General features: G+C 75.1%; 17 protein-coding genes. 6 read left to right on the forward strand and 11 right to left on the reverse strand.

Features of this window, described 5'->3' with window-relative positions; all coding sequences use genetic code 11:
• The 6 genes from ACFU6K_RS03640 to ACFU6K_RS03665 all read right to left on the reverse strand — a co-directional run.
• Window positions 1-1164 (reverse strand): AMP-binding protein (locus ACFU6K_RS03640; RefSeq protein WP_380660670.1); only part of this gene is annotated, 1164 nt, incomplete at its 3' end.
• Window positions 1165-1222: 58 nt separating this feature from the next.
• On the reverse strand, window positions 1223-4315 hold the full coding sequence (locus tag ACFU6K_RS03645; protein ID WP_380660671.1) for an amino acid adenylation domain-containing protein: 3093 nt from the start codon (window positions 4313-4315) through the stop codon (window positions 1223-1225).
• Between the two features lie 318 nt (window positions 4316-4633).
• Window positions 4634-5965, reverse strand: coding sequence for a non-ribosomal peptide synthetase (locus ACFU6K_RS03650; protein WP_380660672.1), 1332 nt, complete (start codon window positions 5963-5965; stop codon window positions 4634-4636).
• A 126-nt stretch (window positions 5966-6091) separates the two neighbouring features.
• Window positions 6092-7417 carry an MFS transporter gene (locus ACFU6K_RS03655; protein ID WP_380660673.1) on the reverse strand — a complete coding sequence of 442 codons (1326 nt, stop codon included), beginning with the start codon at window positions 7415-7417 and terminating at the stop codon, window positions 6092-6094.
• Window positions 7418-7828: 411 nt separating this feature from the next.
• Window positions 7829-8968: a PP2C family protein-serine/threonine phosphatase gene (locus ACFU6K_RS03660; protein WP_380660674.1), complete on the reverse strand. Its 1140-nt coding sequence runs from the start codon at window positions 8966-8968 to the stop codon at window positions 7829-7831.
• A 141-nt stretch (window positions 8969-9109) separates the two neighbouring features.
• Complete coding sequence (locus tag ACFU6K_RS03665) at window positions 9110-9775, reverse strand: maleylpyruvate isomerase family mycothiol-dependent enzyme (protein ID WP_380660675.1); 666 nt, start codon at window positions 9773-9775, stop codon at window positions 9110-9112.
• Between the two features lie 71 nt (window positions 9776-9846).
• Between ACFU6K_RS03665 and ACFU6K_RS03670 the strand changes: the two genes are divergently transcribed.
• The gene (locus ACFU6K_RS03670) at window positions 9847-10938 is read left to right on the forward strand and encodes a LysR family transcriptional regulator (RefSeq protein ID WP_380660676.1); all 1092 of its coding nucleotides are present in this window, start codon (window positions 9847-9849) and stop codon (window positions 10936-10938) included.
• Here the strand turns inward: ACFU6K_RS03670 and ACFU6K_RS03675 are convergent.
• Complete coding sequence (locus ACFU6K_RS03675) at window positions 10851-12005, reverse strand: erythromycin esterase family protein (RefSeq protein ID WP_380660677.1); 1155 nt, start codon at window positions 12003-12005, stop codon at window positions 10851-10853. The two genes, ACFU6K_RS03670 and ACFU6K_RS03675, sit on opposite strands and share 88 nt — an antisense overlap.
• Window positions 12006-12152: 147 nt before the next feature.
• Here ACFU6K_RS03675 and ACFU6K_RS03680 point away from each other — a divergent pair, with 147 nt between their 5' ends.
• Window positions 12153-12872: a TioE family transcriptional regulator gene (locus ACFU6K_RS03680; RefSeq protein WP_380660678.1), complete on the forward strand. Its 720-nt coding sequence runs from the start codon at window positions 12153-12155 to the stop codon at window positions 12870-12872.
• 34 nt (window positions 12873-12906) lie between these two features.
• A complete protein-coding gene (locus ACFU6K_RS03685; RefSeq protein ID WP_380660680.1) occupies window positions 12907-13401 on the forward strand; it encodes an SgcJ/EcaC family oxidoreductase in 495 nt (164 codons plus the stop codon).
• A 134-nt stretch (window positions 13402-13535) separates the two neighbouring features.
• Here the strand turns inward: ACFU6K_RS03685 and ACFU6K_RS03690 are convergent, their stop codons facing one another.
• Both ACFU6K_RS03690 and ACFU6K_RS03695 read right to left on the reverse strand, forming a co-directional pair.
• A complete protein-coding gene (locus ACFU6K_RS03690; RefSeq protein WP_380660692.1) occupies window positions 13536-14390 on the reverse strand; it encodes a BTAD domain-containing putative transcriptional regulator in 855 nt (284 codons plus the stop codon).
• A 326-nt stretch (window positions 14391-14716) separates the two neighbouring features.
• The gene (locus ACFU6K_RS03695) at window positions 14717-15421 is read right to left on the reverse strand and encodes a ScbR family autoregulator-binding transcription factor (RefSeq protein ID WP_380660681.1); all 705 of its coding nucleotides are present in this window, start codon (window positions 15419-15421) and stop codon (window positions 14717-14719) included.
• Between the two features lie 461 nt (window positions 15422-15882).
• Between ACFU6K_RS03695 and ACFU6K_RS03700 the strand changes: the two genes are divergently transcribed.
• Window positions 15883-16878 carry a ScbA/BarX family gamma-butyrolactone biosynthesis protein gene (locus ACFU6K_RS03700; RefSeq protein ID WP_380660682.1) on the forward strand — a complete coding sequence of 332 codons (996 nt, stop codon included), beginning with the start codon at window positions 15883-15885 and terminating at the stop codon, window positions 16876-16878.
• Window positions 16879-17179: 301 nt separating this feature from the next.
• Entirely contained in the window at window positions 17180-17710 is a 531-nt protein-coding gene (locus ACFU6K_RS03705) for a DUF5959 family protein (RefSeq protein ID WP_380660683.1), read from the forward strand.
• A gap of 7 nt (window positions 17711-17717) precedes the next feature.
• Here the strand turns inward: ACFU6K_RS03705 and ACFU6K_RS03710 are convergent, their stop codons facing one another.
• Complete coding sequence (locus ACFU6K_RS03710) at window positions 17718-19163, reverse strand: MFS transporter (protein ID WP_380660684.1); 1446 nt, start codon at window positions 19161-19163, stop codon at window positions 17718-17720.
• Window positions 19163-19591: a MarR family winged helix-turn-helix transcriptional regulator gene (locus tag ACFU6K_RS03715; RefSeq protein WP_049654197.1), complete on the reverse strand. Its 429-nt coding sequence runs from the start codon at window positions 19589-19591 to the stop codon at window positions 19163-19165. Before ACFU6K_RS03715 ends, ACFU6K_RS03710 begins: the two co-directional genes overlap by 1 nt.
• A 180-nt stretch (window positions 19592-19771) precedes the next feature.
• On the opposite strand from ACFU6K_RS03715, the gene ACFU6K_RS03720 reads away from it, so the two are divergent.
• The gene (locus ACFU6K_RS03720) at window positions 19772-20440 is read left to right on the forward strand and encodes a response regulator (RefSeq protein WP_380660685.1); all 669 of its coding nucleotides are present in this window, start codon (window positions 19772-19774) and stop codon (window positions 20438-20440) included.
• The last annotated feature ends 39 nt before the right edge of the window (window positions 20441-20479 follow it).

Genomic DNA, 20479 nt, shown 5'->3' on the forward strand with positions numbered 1-20479 from the left:
CCCGGCGGCCCGGCCGGGGCCGCCGACCCGCCGCGCCCCGGCCGTGCCGCGCGGCCCCGGGCGGCCGCCCGCGCGGGTGCCGACGCGGACGACGCCGTCGATCGGCAGGCCGATCGGCGGGGCGCCGGCGCCGTGGTCGCCGCCGGGGGCCATGGCGTGCATGGTGGTGGTGACGGTGGCCTCGGCGGGGCCGTAGGCGTTGTGGACGGTCGCGGTGACGTCGGGCCCGGGGGCGCGGCGCAGCCGGTCGCCGCCGATCACCAGGTGGCGCAGCGCCAGCCCGGCAGGCCAGGGCCGGCCGAGGACGGGCTCGGCCAGCGGGGTGGGCAGGATGGACGCGGTGATGCCGGCCTCGCGCCACCAGTCGGTGAGCGCGCCGGTGTCCCAGCGGACGGCCTCGGGGGCGACGACCAGGGCCGCGCCGGAGGTGAGGCCGGCCCACAGCTCCTGCACGTGCGGGTCGAAGGCGACGCCGATCAGCAGGCTGTGCCGCTCCCCGGGGCCGAGGCCGGTCGCCCCGCGGTACCACTGCAGCAGCGCGCCGAGCGCGGGCTCGGTGACGGCGACGGCCTTCGGGGTGCCGGTGGAACCGGAGGTGAGCACCGCGTAGTGGGTGCCGGCCGGGACGCGCACCTGCCCGCCCGGGGTCAGGGCGGCCACCACGCCGGCGGTGGGCAGGTCCAGCGGCAGCCGCTCGCCGCCGGGCGGCAGCAGGTCCGGCTCGCCGACCAGGCAGGCCGGGCGCAGCTGCTCGGCGACGGCGCGCAGCCGGCGCTCGCCGGGGCGCGGGCCGAGCGGCAGGTGGACGGCGCCGAGCTTGGCGGCGGCCAGGGTGACGGCGACCAGCGAGACCGAGTGGGCGAGGCAGACGCCGAGCAGGTCGCCGGGGCCGACCCGGCCGCGCAGCGCCTCGGCCACGGTGTCGGCGAGGCGGTCGAGTTCGGCGTAGCTGTAGACCTGCTCGCCGTCGATCAGGGCGGGGGCGTCGGGGGTCCGGTGCGCCCAGGCGGTGAACAGGTCGAGCACCGCGCCGTCCTGGTGCGGGCGGCCGTAGCCGATGCTCAGACCGTCCGCACGAAGGCCGTCCGCACCCGGGGTGCCCGCACTCGGGGTGTCCGCATGCGTGTCGTCCGTGCTCCGGAGTTCCGTGCCAAGGTGTTCCATCATCATCTCCACAGAAAGTGACGAGCCGTCGGTTCGAAGCCTTGGAAGGCGCGCGCGTTCACTTGGCGTTCCCGGCGAGGGCGCGGGCCTGGTCGGCCAGCACGGCGTGGCGGAACAGGGTGCGCAGCGGCGGGCGGCTGCCGAGGTGGGGCTCCAGGTACGCGGCGAGCTGGGCGGCGAGCAGCGAGTGGCCGCCGACCTCGAAGAAGTGCGAGTCCGCGGTGAAGCGGTCGTGGCCGAGCACCTCGCGCCAGGCGGCGGCGATCAGCTGCTGGCTGGGGTCGGCGAACTCGCCCGGCGCGCCCTCCTCCGGTTCCGGAGCCTGCTCCACCAGGCGGGCGAGGGCGGCGCGGTCGGGCTTGCCGCCGGGCAGGGTCGGCATCGCGGCGACGGCCGTCCAGCTCGCCGGGACGAGTCCGCCGGGCAGCCGGCGGGCGAGCGCCTCGTGCAGGGCGGCCTGGTCGGGGTGGTCGGCGCCCTCCAGGAAGCCGACCAGGCGGGGGCCGGTCCGCGGGTCGGTGTGCAGCAGCACCGCGCAGGAGCGGCCGCCGAGTTCGGCGGAGGCGGCGGCCTCGATCTCCTCCAGCTCGATCCGGTGGCCGCGCAGCTTGACCTGGTTGTCGGAGCGGCCGAGGAAGCGCAGCCGCCCGTCCAGGTCGCGGTAGCCGCGGTCGCCGGTGCGGTACACCCGGGCGCCGCCGAGCGCGGGGACGGTCGTGAAGCGGGCCGCGGTGGGCTCCGGCAGACCGAGGTAGCCCTCGGCCAACAGGCCGCCACTGACGGCGAGTTCGCCGACGCAGCCGGGGGCGAGCGGGCGCAGGGTGTCGTCCAGGACGTGGACGCTCACGCCGTCGAGTTCGGCGCCGAGCGGGATCTCGCCGTCCTCGGCGACGTCGGCGGCGGTGATCTCGTACACGGTGGAGGTCACGGTGGCCTCGGTGACGCCGTAGGCGTTCAGCACGGTGGTGGCCCCGGTCAGGCCGGACAGCGCCCGGGCGGGCAGCCGCTCGCCGCCGAGCACCAGCAGCCGGGGCGCCCAGCGGCCGTCGTCCAGCGCCGCGCGCAGGTCCTCGCGGACGGCGAGCAGGTAGCTGGTCGGCAGATTGGCGACGGTCACACCGCGGGCGGCCAGCACGGCGACCAGTTCGGGCCCGGTGGGCACCTCGCGCTGCGGCACGACGAGGGCGGCGCCGGCCGCGAGGGCGGGCAGCACCTCCTCCAGGGCCACGTCGAAGGACGGCCGGGCGAACAGCAGCACCCGGTCGGCGGAGCTGAGGTGGTAGCGGTCGACGATCGCGGCGACGTACCCGGCGAGGGCCTCGCGGCCGACCAGGACGGGCTTGGGGACGCCGGTGGAGCCGGAGGTGTGGATCACGTACGCGGCGCCGTCCAGCACGGCCGCGGGCTCGGCCTTCGGGAATTCGGGGCCGTCCAGCAGCGCCGGGGTGACGCCCTCCTCCGGCAGCGCCGACGCGCTCTGCCGGGTGGTGAGGACGAGCGCCGGGCTCAGCCGCTCCAGCAACAGCCCGAGCCGGGCGGCCGGGTCCTCGGTGGACAGCGGCGCGTACACGGCGCCGTGGCGCAGGCAGGCGAGCAGTGCGACCACGCTGTCCGCGCCGCGCGGCAGCACGGCGGCGACCGGCTGGCCGGGGACGACACCGGCGGCGTTCATTCGCTCGACCAACTCGGTGACCCTGCGGTCGAGTTCGCCGTAGCTGATCCGCTCGGTGCCGGCCAGCAGGGCGAGCGAGGCCGGGTCGTGGACGGCGGCCGGGTCGAGCACGGCGGGGGTGACCGGGGCGACCGGGGTGGCCTGCGCGGCCTCGGGCGCGGGGGCCAGGTCGGCGATCGGCGTCTGCGGGCGGTCCAGGTAGCAGCGCAGCAGTTCCAGCAGCCGCTCGGACAGCAGTACCGCGTCGGACTCGCGGAACAGGTCGGCGTCGTAGTCCCAGACCAGGGTCATCCCGGCGGCGCCGTGCTTCTCGCCGACCACCCGGCGGTCGTCGGGCAGCAGCACCAGGTCGAGGTCGAAGCGGGTGGTGCCGGTGTTGAAGCCCTCGTACAGCGAGACCTCGAGACCGGGCGCCTGGACGTCGGGCAGCGCCGCGTCGTGCGCGCTGAACATCACGTTGAACAGCGGGTTGTCGGCGCCGCTGGTGTGCAGTCCGAGCCGGCGGGTCAGCTCCTGGACCGGCAGGTCCTGGTACGGCAGCGCGCGCAGCAGGACGTCGGTCACCTCGTCGACGGCCTCGGTGCCGGGGACCGTCGGGTCGAGCCGCAGGCGCAGCGGGACGGTGTTGACGAACATGCCGACGGTGCCCTCGAAGCCCTCCGGGCGGTTGCCGACGGCGGTGCCGATCACCAGCTCGCGGTGGCCGCTGTGCCGGCGCAGCAGTTCGGCGAGCAGGGCGAGCAGGGTGCTGAACGGGGTGTGGCCGTCCGCCGTGCTGCGCTCGCGCAGCCGCCCGGCCAGGTCGGCGCCGATCGACTGGCGCAACTGGCCGCCGCGGTGGCGCCGTTCGGCGCGCGGCCGGGCCAGTCCGGGCAGCGTGACCTCGCGCGGCGCGTCGGCCAGCTCCCTGGTCCAGAAGTCGAGGCCGCGGTCCCGGGGGAGGTCGGCGGCGGCACGGGCGTGGTCCTCGTACGAGGGGGCGACGGGCAGCTGGTACGGCTCGCCAAGGACGGTGGCGCGGTAGACGGTGAACAGGTCGCGCAGCAGGATCGCGAAGGAGTGGCCGTCGTGGACGAGGTGGTGCTCGACGTGGACCAGCCGGTGGTGGTCCTCGCCGAGCCGGACCAGGTGCCAGCGCAGCACCGGCGCCCGGCCGGTGTCCAGCGGCTCCTCGGCCTCGGCGGCGAGCAGCCGCCGGAAGGCGGCCTCCGGGTCCTGCTCGGCGGCGAAGTCGCTGTGGCGCAGCTCCGGTTCGCAGTCCTCGGCGACCCGCTGGCCGGGCAGGCCCTCCGGGCTGGGCACCAACTCCAGCCGCAGGCCCGGGTGGTGGGCCAGCACGGCGGCCAGGCCGGTGTGCAGCGCGTCCCGGTCGAGAGCGCCCCACAGGTCGAGGACGGCGGTGAAGTTGTAGGCGCGGCTGCCCGGCAGCATCTGCTCGTGCAGCCAGACGATCTCCTGTGACGGAGAGAGTGCGAACATCGTCGATTCCCTTGTGTGGTGGGCTTTGTCGGCACTGCGGTGGCCGGAAGCGGGCGTGGGGTGTTCCCGCACCGGCCGGTGGCCGGGCCGCACCGGGGTGGGGTGCGGCCCGGGGCCCGGGGGTCCCGTCCGGGGGCGTGTCGGACGCGCGCGGACGGTCATGGCGGATCCGCCGGTCGGGATCCTGGGTAGGAGTTCGGCGCCCGCGGTCCCGGGCGTACGGCTTCGGGCGTACGGTCTCGGGCGGGCGGCGTCGGGCGGGCAGTCTTGGACGTACGGTGTCGGACGTGCGGTGTCGAGCCTGCGGGGCAGGCGGGTTCAGGCCTGGGCGGCCAGGCTCGGCCGGGCGGGCAGGTGGTGCCGCAGCACGGCGAGCAGGTCGCCGAAGGCCGCGTGGGCGTCGGCCTCGGGGAAGCGGTCGCGGTCCCAGGCCAGCCGGATCAGCAGGTCGTCGCCGTGCGAGGCGGAGACGGCCATCGGTGCGGCGAGCGGGCGGCCGTCCAGGGGGGTCTCCCGGCCGGGGGTGCCGCCGAGCACCAGCGGCGGGCGGCGGTGCAGGTCGTCCAGGGTGAGCAGGGCGTCCAGGGCGCCCGACCACGGGGCCCCGGCGGTGCGGGCGGCGCGGACCACCTCGTCGAAGGGGGTGCCGGCCTGGTCCAGGTCGTCCCACCAGGCGTCCGCGAGCGCGTCCAGGTCCGCGACCGGTCCCGAAGTCGCCGGGTGCACCAGGGTGTTGAGGAAGCAGCCGAGTGCGGCGGGCGCACCCGCCGGTCGTCCGCCCCAGGGGTAGCCGAGCGCGAGCGCCCCTCCCCCGGTCTCCGGTCGGGAAGGCCCTCCTACCCGGTGCAGCCGGTGCAGGGCCGAGCCGACCGCGTCCAGCAGGGCCGGGAAGACGGCGCTGCGGGCGGCGCCCTCGGCGGCGGGCAGTCGCTCGGTGAGCATCCCGGTGGACGTGGCCGCGCTGCCGCCCGCCCCGGTCAGGCCGCCCAGCCGTCGGCCCCAGTGGGCCTGCGCGGCGGGGCCGCCGGCGGCGTCCTCGGCGTCCAGTTGCAGCTCGACGGCCTGCCGGTAGTCGGCCAGCGCCTGGGGGGTGGGCCCGGCCGCGGGGGCCTCGTCCTGCTCGTACGCCGCGCTGAGCTCGGCGGTGAGCACGCCGAGCGACTGCTCGTCGCAGGCGGCGTGGTCCAGTGCGACGACGAGCAGTTCCTCGTCCCCGTCCGCCGACGGCACACCGTCCGGGTCCGCGGCCACCAGCAGGCGCAGCGCGGGTCCGTCGGCGGGCCAGTCCAGCAGGGCCTCGCGCAACGCGGCGCGGGCGGTGCCGCCGGGGGCAACGGGGATCCGGGCGGCCTCGGCGGAGGGGCCGCCGGCGCGCAGCACGGGTGTGCCCCGCACGGTCGCGAAGCCGCCGCACAGCGCCGGGTGGTGGGCGGCCACCGCGGTCGCGGCGCGGGCCAGCCGGGCCAGGTCGAGGGTGCCGCGCGGGTAGGCGAACATCAGCGGGACGATGTCGCTCCGGCTCTGCGGCGTGAGCCGGCGGGTGATCAGGAACCGTCGCTGGGCGCCGGTCAGCGGGAGCAGCTCCACCGGGGATTCGGCGGCGGCGGAGCGGTACCGGGCGAGGTAGGCGGCGGTGATGCTGGCGTGCACGGGAACGGTCTCCGGTTTCCGGTCGCGGCTCGGGTCGGGGATCGGTCGGGATGGGTCGGGATCGGTCGAGGTGATCGATCAGGGCGTTGCTCGGGTCCGGGTGCTACGGGCAGGCGGGCGGGCGGGTCAGGACACCCCCGGGCTCACGGCGCTCTCCTCCTCGGTGGTGTCCGCCCCCGCGCCCGCCCCCGGCCCCGCCGTACGGTCCGGGCCCGGCAGCTCGCGCATCCGCCGCAGCGGCGAGAGCAGCAGCGGCAGCGGCACCAGCAGGAAGCCGACGGCGCAGACCCAGAGCGCGGCACGCGGCCCGGCCGCGTCGGCGACCACGCCGCCGACCAGGGCGCCGATCGGCAGCGTGCCCCACACCAGGAAGCGCATGGTGGCGTTCATCCGGCCGAGCAGCTCCGGCGGGCAGAGGCTCTGCCGGAAGCTGACCTGGGCGACGTTGTAGGCCACCGCGCCGAACAGCACCACCCCGGAGGCCAGGCCGAACAGCACCACGCCCGCGCCGCCGCCGGACAGCGGCCACAGCATCGCGAACGGTGCCGTCACCAGCGTGGAGAGCCAGATCAGCCGGGCCTGCCCGATCCACCGGGCGAGTTGCCCGGCGCACAGCGCGCCGGCCAGTCCGCCGATGGCGGAGACCGACAGCAGCACGCCGATGGCGCCCGGCGACAGGTCGAGCACCCGTACCCAGAAGACCGTCTGCACGGCGGTCAGCACGGCGGAGAACAGGTTGGAGGTGGCGGTGGCGGTCGCGATCGCCCGCAGCAGCGGGTGGCCGAGCACGAACCGCACGCCCTCCCCGACCTCGGCGCGCAGCGAGCGCCCCGGATCGGGTTCCGGCCGCTGCTCCTCGACCTTGATCCGGCCGAGCAGCAGCGCGGAGACGAGGTAGCCGCAGGCGTCGGCCACGATGGCGAGCGGCGCCCCGAGCAGCTGGACCAGCCCGCCGCCGAGGCCCGGCCCGGCGATCTGCGCCGAGGAGCGGACCGTCTCCAACGCCCCGTTGCCGCCGACCAGTTGCTCGCGCGGCAGGACGGCGGGCAGGAAGGACTGGTGGGCGACGTCGAAGAACACCGTCGCCACCCCGGTGACCAGCGCCACCAGGTAGAGCTGCGGCATGGTCAGCACGCCGAGCGCGGCGGCCGGCGGGATCGACCCCACGGCCAGGCAGCGCACCACGTCGGCCCGGATCAGCACCGGCAGCTTGCGCATCCGGTCCAGCCAGGCGCCGGCCGGGAGGCCGACGAGCAGGAAGGCGGCGGTCTCGGCGGCGGTCAGCAGGCCGACTTCGAGCGGCGTGGCGTCGAGCACCATCACCGCCACCAAGGGAAGGGCCACCAGGGTGACCTGAGTGCCCGTCTGGGCCGCCGCGGCTCCGGTCAGCAGGAGCCGGAAATCGCGGTGGCCGAGCAGACGGGCCTGGCGGGTGCTGGGCTTCTCGTTCATTGGTGCGACTCTCGGTCACCCCTTCGACACGGGGCAAGCGCCGGGTCCGTTTCCGGACGGACCGCAGGTCGGCCGAATCCCGCCGCTCGCCCGCCGGGCCCTTGCGCGCTCCTTACGGGCGCGTCCCGCGCGGCCGCGCCGCCGACGACACCCCTCGGCCAAGGCGGCACGGCCCGACGGGCACCTTGATCGCCCCGGGCCCGCCGGTCCATTTCGACGTCCGCTATTCGGACGGGACCTTTCCGGCCACCGGACGGCGGCGCTCAACTTGGCCGGATTCCATGGAGTGCAGCCCCACCGTCACCTCATCGTGATATCGGCGTGACCGAAGCGAGCCGTGGAAGGGGATCACGGGGCGGATGCGGACCGCCCCCGACTCGACCCGGTCCGCCGGCCGCCATCAGCCGCCCGTCAGCCGTCAGCCGTCAGCGCCGACCGTCCGCCCCCCGGCTCCGCGCGGCGGGTGATCGCCAGCACCGCCATGTCGTCGTCCCGGGGCCCGCCCGTCCACCGCTCGACGTCCGCCACCAGCGCGTCCAGCACCTCCCCCGGCCCGGCGAACGGCCCCAACGGCGCCAGACCGAGCACCGGGTCGTAGAACTCCCCCGCCGCGTCCCGGGCCTCGGTGACCCCGTCGGTCACCAGCAGCAGCGTGCACCCGGCCGGGAACGGCCGCCCCTCCGGCAGCGGACGCGCCACGCCCAACCCGCCCATCCCCAGCGGCAGCCCCGGGTCCGCCGCGTCCAGCCGGCGCACCCGGGGCGCGGCTCCGCCCGGCGGGTACGGGCCCAGCAGGTACGGGCCGGGGTGCCCGCAGTCGAGCGTGCGCACGCTCTCCTCCCCCGGCGGGAACTCCACCAGCAGCGCGGTGATGAACCCCTCCAGCCGCAGCTCCTCGCTCATCCGCTCGCTCTCCCGCAGCAGCGAGTCCTCCAGCGCGTCCGCGAGCGCGACCAGGTCCGGCAGCCGGTGGGAGCCCTCCCGGAAGGCGCCCAGCAGTACCGACACCGCCCCGACCGCGTGCAGTCCCTTGCCCCGCACGTCGGCGATCAGCCCGCGCACGCCGTACGGGGTGACCTGCAGCGCGTACGCGTCCCCGCCGATCAGCGCCTCGTCCTGGGCGGCCCGGTAGCAGGCCGCGACCGACAACCGCCCCACCCGCGCGGGCGGCTCCGGCAGCACCGCCCGCTGCGCCGCCTCGGCCACCGAGCGCACCCGCTCCAACCGCCGCCCGTGCCGGGCCACCACCCGGTTCACCGCGATCCCGAGCACCGCCGCGAACACCGTGTTCCCCAGCTCCAGGAAGCCGGCCCGGGTCCCGAGCGACCCGTCCCGGGCGGACAGCACCAGGATGCCCAGCGCGTTGGCCGCCCCCACCGCGACGGTGTCCCCCAGCATCAGCAGCGCCCCCGCCAGCACGGCGGCCGCCGCCAGCATCGGATCGCCCCAGTAGTCGGTCGGGTCCAGCGCGTTCCACACCAGCCCGCCGACGGTCAGCAACCACGGCGCGACCCGCACGTACGGCGGCCACTGCACGGACCTCGGGGCCATCGGCGACCTGGCCTCCGTCTCACCACCATCCGGAAGTACTCCTTCCGATCGTAGTCACGGGCCCCGGAAGCCCGCATGACGGCCGCCCTCGCCGGTGGCCGGGAAACACCTCCCGCCGGTGGGGCACCGCTCACATGCCCGCTACGCACCGCCCGCGGTGAACCGTCCCGCGCCGGACCCCGCCAGCAGCCCCTCCGGCACCCGGCGCCCGTACGCCACCAGCAGCAGGTGCTCCGCCCGCCCCGCCACGGCGAGCCGACCGTTCCCGTAGGACCAGTCCGTGTCCGTCGCCTCCAGCCGGACCCCGTCCACCCGCGCCCCGAAGAACCGCAGCGTGCGGGGTGCGACACCGGCCAGCAGGGCCGTCGTACGCGCCACCGGCAGCCGGGCCGGCAGCCCGAGAGCCACGGTGATGTCGAGACCGTGGACGGTGTCGTGGGCGAGCGCCGCGATCCGGCCGCCGACGGGTGGGCGCCAGGGGTGGTCGGCGTGGTCGGCCATGGCGGCGGCGAGTTCGCGCTCGCTCAGGGCGGCGGCGTCGCGGCGGGCGATCCGGTCGGCCATCCGGTGGATGTTGCCGCCGGAGCGGGCGAGTTCGAGGAGCGTGCGCGCCGTCGAGTGCCGGAACCCGGTGCTCAGGTGCGCGGCCACCTCGCGGACCCGCCAACCCCCGCACAGCGACGGCGAGTCCCACTGCTCCGGGGTGAAGGCGGCGAACACGGCGGCGAGTTCGCGGCGCTCGGCCGCGATCTGCGCGCGGATCCAGTGGATCTGGCCGGTGTCCTGGTCCTGCGGCACGGTTTCCATGCGTCCAGCCTGCGGCCGGAACCGTACGCCCGTCCAAGACCGGGAAGTTCTGGCACCTATGATCAGGAGTTATGGAACTGCGGCAGCTCCAGTACTTCGTCACCGTCGCCCAGCACGGCAGCTTCACCCGGGCCGCGCAGCTGCTGCACCTGAGCCAGCCCGGGGTGAGTTCCCAGATCCGGCAACTGGAACGGGAGCTGGGCCACCCGCTGTTCGACCGCTCGGGGCGCACCGTGCGGCTCACCCCGGTCGGCGAGGCGGTGCTGCCGCACGCGCTGGCGGCACTCGCGTCCGCGGCCGCGGCCCGCCGCACGGCCCAGGAGTTCGGCGGGCTGCGGCGCGGGCACGTGCGCCTGGGCATGGTCGCCGGGGCGGCCCTGACCCCGCCGTCCGAGCTGGGGACCTTCCCCGGGCTCGCCACCACGCTCGCGGCGTTCCGCCAGGAGCACCCCGGCATCGACTTCTCGCTCACCGAGGACACCACCGCACGGATGCTCGACGCCCTGCGCGACGGCCGGCTGGACCTCGCCGTCGTCGGCCTGCCCACCCCGGCGAGCGGGCGGGAGGGCGACGACGGCTGGTCGGCGCTGACCGGGCTCGCGCTGCACACCGTGCTGGAGGTCCCGCTGGTCGCGGCCTGCGCGTCGGAGCACCCGCTCGCGGGGGTTGCGGGCCCGGGTCCCGCCGACGGCTCGGGCTCGGATTCCACCAGCAGTCCGACCGACGGGAGCGCGCTCCCGGTCGCCGCGCTGGCCGGGCACGCCCTGGTGAGCACCCCGCGCGGCACCGGTCTGCGCACCGCGCTGGAGTGCGCCCTGGCCGAGGCCGGCGTCGATCCGGCGGTCGGCGTCGAGGCGGCCGCGCCACCACAGCTGGCCGAGCTCGCCGCACACGGGCTGGGCGTCGCCGTCCTGCCGGACCCGGGCCCGCTGCCCGGTCTGCGGGTGCGCCCGCTCACCGGTCCCGTCCCCCGGGTCCGGATCGCGCTCACCTGGCCGACCGGGCAGCCCGCCTCACCGCCGACCGCGGCCCTGGTGGCCCACCTGCGGCGGGCCTACCCGGGGCCGGCCGCCGCTCAGGCTCCGGCCGGTACCGCCGCGCCGTCGGCGATGTGCAGCAGCGCGGCCGCGCCGTCGAGCACCTCCCGGTCGAGCGGGAAGTAGCCCTGCCGCGGGACGGTGTCGGTGCGCGTACGGGCCCCGGCCGGCAGCGCCGTGTCCGTCAACTCCCAGGCCGCGCCCCGTCCCCGCAGGTGGGCCTCGTACGTCCCCGGCGCCGGCTCGGCCAGCCCGATCGCCTCGCTGCGCCCCAGGCTCCCGGCGACGAAGGCGTACCGCTCGCCCAGCAGCGTGCCCACGATGTGGCCCGCGCCGATCCAGCGGCAGTCCAGCTCGCCCGACGCCCACGCGCTCGGGTTCCGCCGCAGGTGCAGGTTGTGGGAGAAGACCATGGTCGGCCCGCGCCCGGCCTCGACCTCGCGGATGTCGAGGAGGTTCTGCGCCATCAGCGCGTCCCGCACGCCGGACAGGGCGCTGATCCGGGCGCTCCGGTCGAGGCCCCGGACCGCCGACTGCGCGTGGTAGCGCAACAGTCCGATCCCGGCGGTCAGCCGGGTGCGGGCCGCGTACCACTCGGCGGCCGAGGTCGCAGCGATCAGTTCCGGCGCGCGCATGTGGAGTTGGAGGAGGAGGTCGTCGGCGAGGCAGCGCAGTCGCGCGGCCTCGGCAGAGCCGCCCGGCGACTGGGCCGGATCCGTCACCGCCTCCGTGCGGCTCCAGCGCTCGTCCTCGCCCGCCACTCCGGCGAGGTCGAGGTCGAGCCCCAGGTAGTCGCGGGCGTGTTCGAGGTAGCGGCGCGGGCTGGGGGCGCTGGTGTTCTCGGTCGGGATGTCGAAGCCGTGGAAGGACAGCCGCGCGCCGGGCGGCCGTTCCCGATTGAACTCCCGCATCCAGGCGACGAGTCGGCGGTTGGGCTCGAGTTCCCCGAAGCCGTGGGTGAAGCCCTCCTCCAGCGCCGAGTCGAGGGTGCCGACACCCTCCCGGACGTAGGCGTCCACGGCGAACGCGGCCACCCGGTCGGTCTCCAGGGCGATCGACCGGAAGCCCCGGTCGACCAACCGGGGGAACAGCTCGTTGCGGACCCGCCCGAACGCCGGCTCCTGGTGCGTCGGCTCACCGAGGCCCAGAAGCTCGCACGCCGGGGGGATGAAGTCGTTGATGTCCTGGCTCATGAACCTCAAGCGTATCCTTGAAAGAACGGTTGAAACTTTTCCCTCCACTGCCGCTCAGGCATCGTCTGCTTTCGCCCGAAGCCTCAAACAGCCCTGGACCGTATCGGCCGACTCCGAACGCCCGCCCGACCCCGAACGGAGACGACCATGCGACCCGCCGACCTCGCTCGCGAGCACGGCATCTCGACCCAGGCCATCCGCAACTACGAGCGCGACGGCTGCCTCCCACCCGCCGACCGCACACCCACCGGGTACCGGATCTACACCGATCTGCACGCGGCCGCCCTGCGCGCCTATCTCGCCCTCGTCCCGGCGTACGGGCACGCGACCGCCGGCGCGGTCATGACCGCCGTCCACGCCGACCGGCTCGGCGACGCCCTCACCGAACTCGACCGGGGCCACGCCCAGTTGCTGCGCGACCGGGAGACCCTCGCCGCCGTCCGCGAGGCCGTCGGCCACCTGACCGACGGCGCCGCGACCGGCACCGCCCTTCCCGCGCTGCCCGGCCCCCGCTCCGTCGGCGAGGTCGCGCACCGGCTCGGTGTCACCCCCGCGACCCTGCGGGCCTGGGAGGCCGCCGGCATCCTGACCCCCACCCGGGACCGCACCACCGGCCACCGCCGCTACCTCCCGGCCGACGTCCGCGACGCCGAACTCGCCCACCTGCTCCGCCGGGGCGGCTACCTGCTGGACCGCATCGCCACCGTGCTGCGGCAGATCCGCACGGCGGGCGGCACCGGCGAGCTGGCCGCCGCCCTCGACGGCTGGCAGCAGCGCCTCACCATCCGGGGCCTGGCGATGCTCACCGCCTCGGCCCGCCTCGACAGCTACCTGGCGCTGCACCCCGAGGCGTCCCGACGGGCTTGACCTCAAGGGAACTTGAGGTCCCAGAGTGATCCGCATGAACACCGAATCCGCAACGCCCGCCCCCGCCGACTCCGCCCTCTCCGGCAGTGCCTCCTCCAACACCGCCCTCGCCGAGACGACTCTCTCCGACACCGAGCGCGCGGACATCGCGGCGATCGAGCAGGTCGTGGCCGCCGTCGAGCGCGCCCAGCGCGCCAAGGACCCGGACGCCTTCCTCGCCCTCTTCCACCCCGAAGCGCTCTGGACCACCGCACACGGCAAGGTCCTCCTCGGCCTGGACGCGATCGCCGAGTTCACCCGAGCCGTCCTGCCCGCCGCGACCTGGGACGGCCGGGTCACGTACGAGCCGGTGCACGTCCAGTTCCTCCGCCCCGACGTGGCCGCCGTCAAGGTCCGCCAGCTCTACCACTCGGCGAACGGCGACGCGGACGGCGACTCCGAGGGTGCACCGCTGTACGTCATGACCAGGCAGGACGACGGACGGTGGCTGCTGCACGCCTGCCAGAACACCGGTGTGCTCGCCGACTGACCGGTGCGCTCGGCGGCCGGTCACCGGTTCCGTCGCCGCCCGTCGCCGCCCGTCGCCGCCCGTCGCCGCCCGGCGCTGCCCGGCGTGGTCGGGAGCGTTCCGGAGCGGTCGGGCGGCGACGCCGTGGCCCGGACTCAGCCGACCCGGGTGAGGCGGGCGGTTCGGGCGACGGCCCCCTCGGCGAGCGCGCCCGACTGCTCCTGGTCCGGGCGTTCCGGCCCGGCGAGCAGGATGGAGCCCTGCAGGCGCCGCAGTGCCGCGGACGGTTCCATGCCCAACTCCCGTACCAGGGTGTTCCGCAGGCGCTGGTAGGCCTCCAGCGCCTCGCCCCGGCGGCCGGAGCGGTGCAGCGCGACCATGTACTGGCCGTGCAGGCTCTCGTGGGTGCGGTAGCGATCGACCAGGACGGTGAGTTCGGCGAGCAGTACGCGGTGCCGGCCGAGGCGCAGGTCGGCCTCGATCCGCTGGTCCAGTGCGCAGAGCCGGGTCTCCTCCAACCGCCGGGCCTCGACGGCGAGTTGACCGCCGACCGGGACGTCGGCGAAGGCCGGACCGCGCCACAGCGCGAGCGCCTCGCCCAACTGGCGGGCGGCGAGCGGGAAGTCACCGCCGTCCATGGCGCGGTAGCCGTGCCCGGCGAGGCGGTCGAACTCCTGGAGGTCGACCAGTCCGCCGCCGCTGTTCAGCATGTATCCGCCGGCCGAGGTGACCAGGACGTCCTTCGCACAGGAGGCCCCCGGGCCACCGTCCCCCTGGGCGAGCGCCCGGTCGATGAGGTCGCGCAGTTGGAGCACGTAGGTCTGCACGGTGGTGCGGGCGCTGCGCGGCGGGCGGCCGGACCACAGTTCCTCGGCGAGCACGCTCGCCGGGACGACCTGGTCGGCCCGTAACGCCAGCAGGGCGAGCACCTGTCGCGGCTTCGGCGCCGAGGGCACCACCGAAACCCCGCACAGTCGGACCCCCAAGACCCCCAGCACCCGGATCTCCACGACGACCACCCCACATCCAGACGGATCGGCGGCCCCGACGGCCGCCGGTCGGGCGGGCGCTCCGCTGCTCACCGTCCGCGCAGGTCCGCTGGAAGGTCGGTCGAGCACCCGACACCTATCCAAAAACAGGACAGACGGTTTGTCAATACAAAACCGAACGCACTGTTTGTTTTTGGGCGGAGCAATCCCGTGAGAGTAGGACACCGGGCCGCCCGTCCGGCCTCGAACAGCTTCGCCCGAGACCCCCGCAGACCACTCGGAACCGCTCGAAAGCCACCCGGAACCCACCCGGAGCCCGATCGGAACCCCGCCCGGACCGTCCCGACTCAGGCCGGACCGGCCCCGGCCGCCCCGCCCGCAGCCGCCTCGGCCTCAGCTTCGGCCTCGGCCGCCCGGGCCGCCGCCAGCTCCGCGACCACCCGGCCGCCCCGGTCCGCCGCGAGGTCGAGCGTGGCCAGCACCCCGGGCACCGCGATGCTGGGCATCACGTGCTGGTACAGCGAGGCGACCCGGCGCTCCAGGTCCGACCGGCCGGACATCTTCTGGGACTGGATCTGCACGCCCGTCCAGGCCCCGGTGACCAGCCACGCCGTCTCGGCGGGCACCACCTGGGGCAGCAGTTCGCCGCGCCGGCCGGCCGTCTCCAGCACGGTCTCGGCCCGCTGGATCCAGCCGGGCGCGGCGCCGCCGCTGAAGTCGCCGAACACGTCCTGGCCGAGGGAGAGCCGCGCGCCGGCGCTCAACACCGGGTCGCGCGGCATGAGATGGGCGACCACCATCCCGAGGTCCACGAACTCCTGGAGTTTGCAGTGCCGTTCGGGGATCTCGTCCCGGTCGAACTGCTCCTCCACGACCCCCTGGGCGAGCTCCCGCTTGGAGGCGAAGTGGAAGTACACCGCCCCCCGGGTCACCCCTGCGCGAGCCACGACCTCACCGATCGTCGCCCCCTCGTACCCGTACTGGTCGAAGACCGACGCCGCCGCCTCCAGGATCAGCCGACGCGTCCGGACCGCCCGTTCCTGTCGCACCACCGCAACCACCCCACCCGAAACGCTCGGCAAACAAAACCAAACACCCCGTATCTTACCCGCCGAGGTCAGCCGGGATCCCTGCGTCCCAGGTCACATAGGGCCGTCCTCGAGCAGACTAAAACCGCGTGGACGGTATGAGGCGAACAGATGGCCGACATCTCGCCGCCAGCCCCCTTTACCGGAATGCAAGCTCCCACTTGTGGCCGGGATGACAACGAACGACCACATAATAGCCATGAACCTGTCAAGGTCACGCGTCGACATCCCCACAGGTCAAGGAGGTCCATCCATCGGCGCCGATCTCCGGGTGGTGATCGACACCCACCCACCGTGCTCGTCCGACCACGCCCGGCCGCCGACGAACCTTTGTTCTGGCTCCTTGAAAACCAAACCGGTAGGTACGTATCTTACGAGCCCTGAGCAGCCCACCCCGCCCGTCACGGCCTTTCGGAGCGCTCCCCATGACTCTGCTTGCCTTCCGTACGCCCGCATCCGTCCTCACCACCGGCACGGACTCCGGAACGATCCCCGGCCCGGCCGCAGCAGCCCCGGCGCCTCGCCTGACCAGCACCGTCGCCAAGGAGTACGTCCACCGGGCCTGCCACGCCGAGGTCTTCCTCACCGGCAGCGAACAGCTCACGGACACCACCTTCGCCGTCACCGCGCAGTGGCCGCGGGCGCACACCTTCTTCAGCACGCCGGACGGCACCCGGCACGACCCGATCCAAGCCGCTGAAACGATCCGCCAGGCCGGGCTCTACCTCGCCCACACCCGGTTCGGCGTACCGCTCGACCACAAGTTCATGATGTGGAACCTCGACTACACCACCCGGTCGCGCCAGTTGCTGATCGGTGCGGCGCCGACCGACCTGACCCTGGAGGTCCAGCTCCTCGGCCGGCCGCGCCGCTCCGGCACCACCGTCGACTTCACGCTGGAGACCGTCGTCCGACGGGGCGCACAGCCGGCCGCCACCGGCTACGCCCGCTTCACCACCGTTCCGGACTCCACCTACCAGCGGCTGCGCCGGGGCCGCCACTCCGCCGAGCTCCCGGCGGCGCCGGTCGTGACCGCCGACCCGCTCCCGCCGGCCCGGGTCGGCCGGCTCCGCCCGTGCGACGTCCTCCTGACCCCGGCGGACGCCCCCGGCCGCTGGCACCTCACCCCCGACTTCTGGCATCCGATCCTCTTCGACCACGCCAACGACCACATCCCGGGCATGGTCCTGCTGGAGGCGGCCCGACAGGCGGCCAACGCGCTGAGCAGCCCGGCCACCGTCACGCCGACCGCCGCGGCCACGACCTTCCACCGGTACGCCGAACACGACGCGCCCACCACGATCACCGCCCAGCACACCCCCGGCGGGGATCCGGACGCCCTCACCACCACCGTGACCGGCCACCAGCACGGCGAACCGATCTTCACCACCGTGCTCACCGGCCACCCGGACCACCGCTGACCCGACGACCGGCGCCGCACCGACCGGGCAGCCGGTACGGCCCGAGCAGCGCTCCGCACCGGCCGCAGCATCCCCCGCAGCACCCTTCGCAGCACCCGCACGGCCCGCCCGACCCTCCCGGTCCGGCGGGCCGTCCACGTACCGGCGGCGCCCGCGGGGGTGGCGGCCACGGGCACCGGCCGTTTCCCGGGGCCCCCACAGGCCGGCCCCGGCCGGAGCGCCCCACTCCCGGACTGGCACCGGGGCGAACACCTGCGCGAGGATGTCACCCCCTGGATCCCGCTGCCAACAGGAGTCCGCCGTGAGTGAAGTCCCTTCGCAGCAGAACGAGTTGATACGACTCGCCGACCGCCCCGGCACCGACGACCTGCCCGGGTGCGGCGGACGGACCGGCGGCCGGAACGTCCGCGTACGCGTCCTCGGACGGCATGCGCCAGGCTCGCTGCTCGGACACGACTGGCTGGACTGCGAGATCACCGTCACCGCGGACTCGGTGCGCGGGCAGTTCGTCACCCTGGTGACCGACCGCCACCTCGGACAGTGGGAAAGCGCCCTGGACCGACTCGGCCGCGGCTCCGCGGTCCGCTGGCTGGACGAGGAACACGGCCCGGAGCTACGGATCGAACCCGGCCGACCCGGCGGCCTCTGGGTGACCGTCTCCGACGCGGAGGAATCCGGCGTCACCCTCCGGGTCGTCCTCTCCCCCGCGCCGAACTGGCTGGACGAGCAACGCACCCTGCTCCGACTCGTCCGCGACGCCTACCCGGCTGAGGTGGTCGAACTCTCCCCGGGCATCCACGCCTGGCGCGGAAACCCGCCCGAGGAGGACTGATCGACCGTCATATCTCCTGTTGCAAGCGCGTTCCCAGCCGCCCGAGCGAACGGTCGGGCACGATCAGGAGGAAGAGCAGGGCCGCGCCGCCGAGCATGAACAGCGCGAGGTGGTGCAGTCCGACCGTGGTGGCGCCGTGCGGGAAGAAGGCGGCGTTCGCGGCCGAGGCCGCCATGGCGCCGAGGTACATGAAGGTGCGCAGCAGACCGGCCGCCGAGGCGATGGCGGCCGGGTCCGCCTGGTGGTAGAGGGCGGTCTGGGTGCCGAGCCCGATCAGCCCCTGCGAGACACCCGCCAGCACGCCGACGCCGACCAGCAGGGCGCCCGGGCTGTTCGCGTGGACCAGCAGCAGGGCGGCGCAGGCCGTGATCTGGCAGGCGGAGCCGACCAGCAGCTTGCCGCGTACGCCCGGACTGCGGCCGCTGGCCCCGGCGGCCGCGAGCGCGGTCAGCGAGAGCGGCAGCAGCACCAGTCCGGCGGTGGCGGCCGACAGTCCGCGCCCCTCCTCCAGCCACTGGGTGTAGCCGTAGAGGAAGGCGTAGATGGCGGTGTAGCCGAGCACCTGCCGCAGGTAGGTGGCGATCAGCGGGCGGTTGCCGGCGAGCGCCCGCAGGTCGATGAAGGGGGTGCGGGCCCGCCGCTCGCGGAGGGCGAAGGCCACGGCTGCCAGGACGGCGAGCACCGGCAGGTACCAGCGAGCAGGGCCGGGCTTCATCAGGAACAGCACCAGGGCGAGCAGGAGGACCGCGAACAGCGCGATCCCGAGGTGGTCGAGGCGTTCCGGACGACCGGGGCGCTCCCCTCCGTCGGCACCGGCCGGGCGGCGGGCGGCGACGGGCAGCCGGGCCGCACCGAGTGCCAGACAGGCCAGCGACAGCGGGACGTTGACGGCGAAGACCGCCCGCCAGCCGCCCGCGCCGATCAGCAGACCGCCGAGGGTGGGGCCGACCACCGCGATGGTCTGGTTGGCGACGGCCAGCACCGTCAGCACCCCGGTGGGGCTGGAGCGCCCGGTCCGCTCGGCCTCGCTGCGGGTCAGGTGCATCGCGGCGGGGTAGGCCGCGGAGGTGCCCAGCCCGAGCAGCACCCGGGCGGCGATCAGCAGCCCGAGCGACGGGGCGAGCGCACCGAGCAGCCCGGCGAGGCCGACCAGGGCCGTCCCGGCGAGATAGAGCCGGCGCGGGCCGTGGGTGTCCACCAGCCGCCCGATCACCGGCTGGCCGATGGCGGTGGCCAGGTAGAGACCGGTGACCAGCCAGGCGGTCTCGGCGGGCGGCGCGCCGAAGGCGACGCCTACCGGCACCAGGGCCACCGCGATCATCGACGAGTTGATCGGGTTGAGCACCGAGCCGAGCACCATCGGCGCGAGCAGCCGGCGGTCGAACCCGTCGTCCGGAGCGGGCTGCCGGCGGCGCGGCCGGAGTCGGGCGAGCAGCGCGGCCGGGCCGGTCATCACCGGTTCAGCCGGTCTATCAGGGCCAGCGCCTCCAGCACGGTGGCGCGCTCGGCCTCGGTGTAGTGCTCCGCCATCGCCCGGGTCAGCCACTCCTCGCGGGCCTGGCGGCTGTCCGCGACCCGGGCCAGGCCGACCTCGGTGAGGCTGACCACCTGACGGCGGCCGTCCTCGGGGTCGGGGCGGCGCCCGACCAGTCCGTGCTGTTCCAGCGCGGCGAGGGTGGCGGCCATCGACTGCGGACGGACCCGCTCGGCGGCGGCCAGTGCGCTGGCGGAGGCCGGACCGTCGTTGATCAGCCGACTGAGCACGGCGGTCTGGGAGGGCGTCAGGTCGCTGGTGCCGCTCGCCTCCCGGAGGGTGCGGCGCAGCCGGCTGAAGACGGCGCGCAGCTCACGGGCGGCCAGCGCCGCGCTGTCGGGAACCACGGATTCGGTGGGCCCGGCGGAGTCGGCCGGGGCGGTACGGGCGGTTCGCTTCTCGGTCACGGTTCCACGGTAATTTCATCAGTCTGGACTGTCCAGTCTGAACTGAAGATCTCCTGAGGGCGGACCGGCCCCTCCATCCCCCGTGCCCCGGGCCGGCGGCGGGGCCCGGATAATGACGGCATGATCGACAAGCAGCTCCGCATCGTCCTCGCCGAGGACTCGGTGATCCTCCGGGACGGCATGGTCGAACTCCTCACCGCCCGAGGGTGTGCGGTGGTCGCCACCGCCGGGACGGCGCCCGAGCTGATCGCCGCCGTCACCGGGCACCGGCCCGACGTGGCCGTGGTGGACATCCGGATGCCGCCCACCCACACCGACGAGGGCATCCGAGCCGCCGTGGAGATCCGGGCCGCCCTGCCCGAGGTCGGCATCCTGGTCTTCTCCCAGCACGTCGAGACCGCCTGGGCGGCCCGGCTGCTGGCCGACGGCGCCTCCGGCATCGGCTACCTGCTCAAGGAGCGGGTGGCCCGCACCTCCGAGTTCGTCGACGCCCTGCACCGGGTCGCCGCGGGCGGCACGGCCCTCGACCCGGAGATCGTCAACGGTCTGCTGCACGGCGGGCGGCGCGGCCGGGTGGACGCGCTCACCCCGCGTGAGCGGGAGGTGCTGGAGCTGATGGCGCAGGGGCACTCCAACCGCTCGATCGCCACGCTGCTGGTGGTCTCGGAACGGGCGGTGGAGAAGCACGTGGCCGCCGTGTTCGGCAAGTTCGACCTGCCCGCGACCGACGCCGACAACCGGCGGGTCAAGGCCGTGCTCGCCTACCTCGCGGAGAGCGGCGCCTCCTGAGGTGGATACTCCGGAGGTGGACCTTCCGGAGGTGGCGCC

Origin of the sequence: Kitasatospora sp. NPDC057512, assembly GCF_042802135.1 — a bacterium.
In the GTDB taxonomy this organism is placed as follows: Bacteria; Actinomycetota; Actinomycetes; order Streptomycetales; family Streptomycetaceae; genus Kitasatospora.

Excerpts from the sequence above, each read along its gene's own strand:
- ACFU6K_RS03655 (WP_380660673.1), bottom strand. The coding sequence starts at position 7,417 with ATGAACGAGAAGCCCAGCACCCGCCAGGCCCGTCTGCTCGGCCACCGC.
- ACFU6K_RS03710 (WP_380660684.1), bottom strand. The coding sequence starts at position 19,163 with ATGACCGGCCCGGCCGCGCTGCTCGCCCGACTCCGGCCGCGCCGCCGG.
- ACFU6K_RS03685 (WP_380660680.1), top strand. The coding sequence starts at position 12,907 with ATGAACACCGAATCCGCAACGCCCGCCCCCGCCGACTCCGCCCTCTCC.
- ACFU6K_RS03645 (WP_380660671.1), bottom strand. The coding sequence starts at position 4,315 with ATGTTCGCACTCTCTCCGTCACAGGAGATCGTCTGGCTGCACGAGCAG.
- ACFU6K_RS03720 (WP_380660685.1), top strand. The coding sequence starts at position 19,772 with ATGATCGACAAGCAGCTCCGCATCGTCCTCGCCGAGGACTCGGTGATC.
- ACFU6K_RS03700 (WP_380660682.1), top strand. The coding sequence starts at position 15,883 with ATGACTCTGCTTGCCTTCCGTACGCCCGCATCCGTCCTCACCACCGGC.
- ACFU6K_RS03660 (WP_380660674.1), bottom strand. The coding sequence starts at position 8,968 with ATGGCCCCGAGGTCCGTGCAGTGGCCGCCGTACGTGCGGGTCGCGCCG.
- ACFU6K_RS03675 (WP_380660677.1), bottom strand. The coding sequence starts at position 12,005 with ATGAGCCAGGACATCAACGACTTCATCCCCCCGGCGTGCGAGCTTCTG.
- ACFU6K_RS03670 (WP_380660676.1), top strand. The coding sequence starts at position 9,847 with ATGGAACTGCGGCAGCTCCAGTACTTCGTCACCGTCGCCCAGCACGGC.
- ACFU6K_RS03680 (WP_380660678.1), top strand. The coding sequence starts at position 12,153 with ATGCGACCCGCCGACCTCGCTCGCGAGCACGGCATCTCGACCCAGGCC.
- ACFU6K_RS03665 (WP_380660675.1), bottom strand. The coding sequence starts at position 9,775 with ATGGAAACCGTGCCGCAGGACCAGGACACCGGCCAGATCCACTGGATC.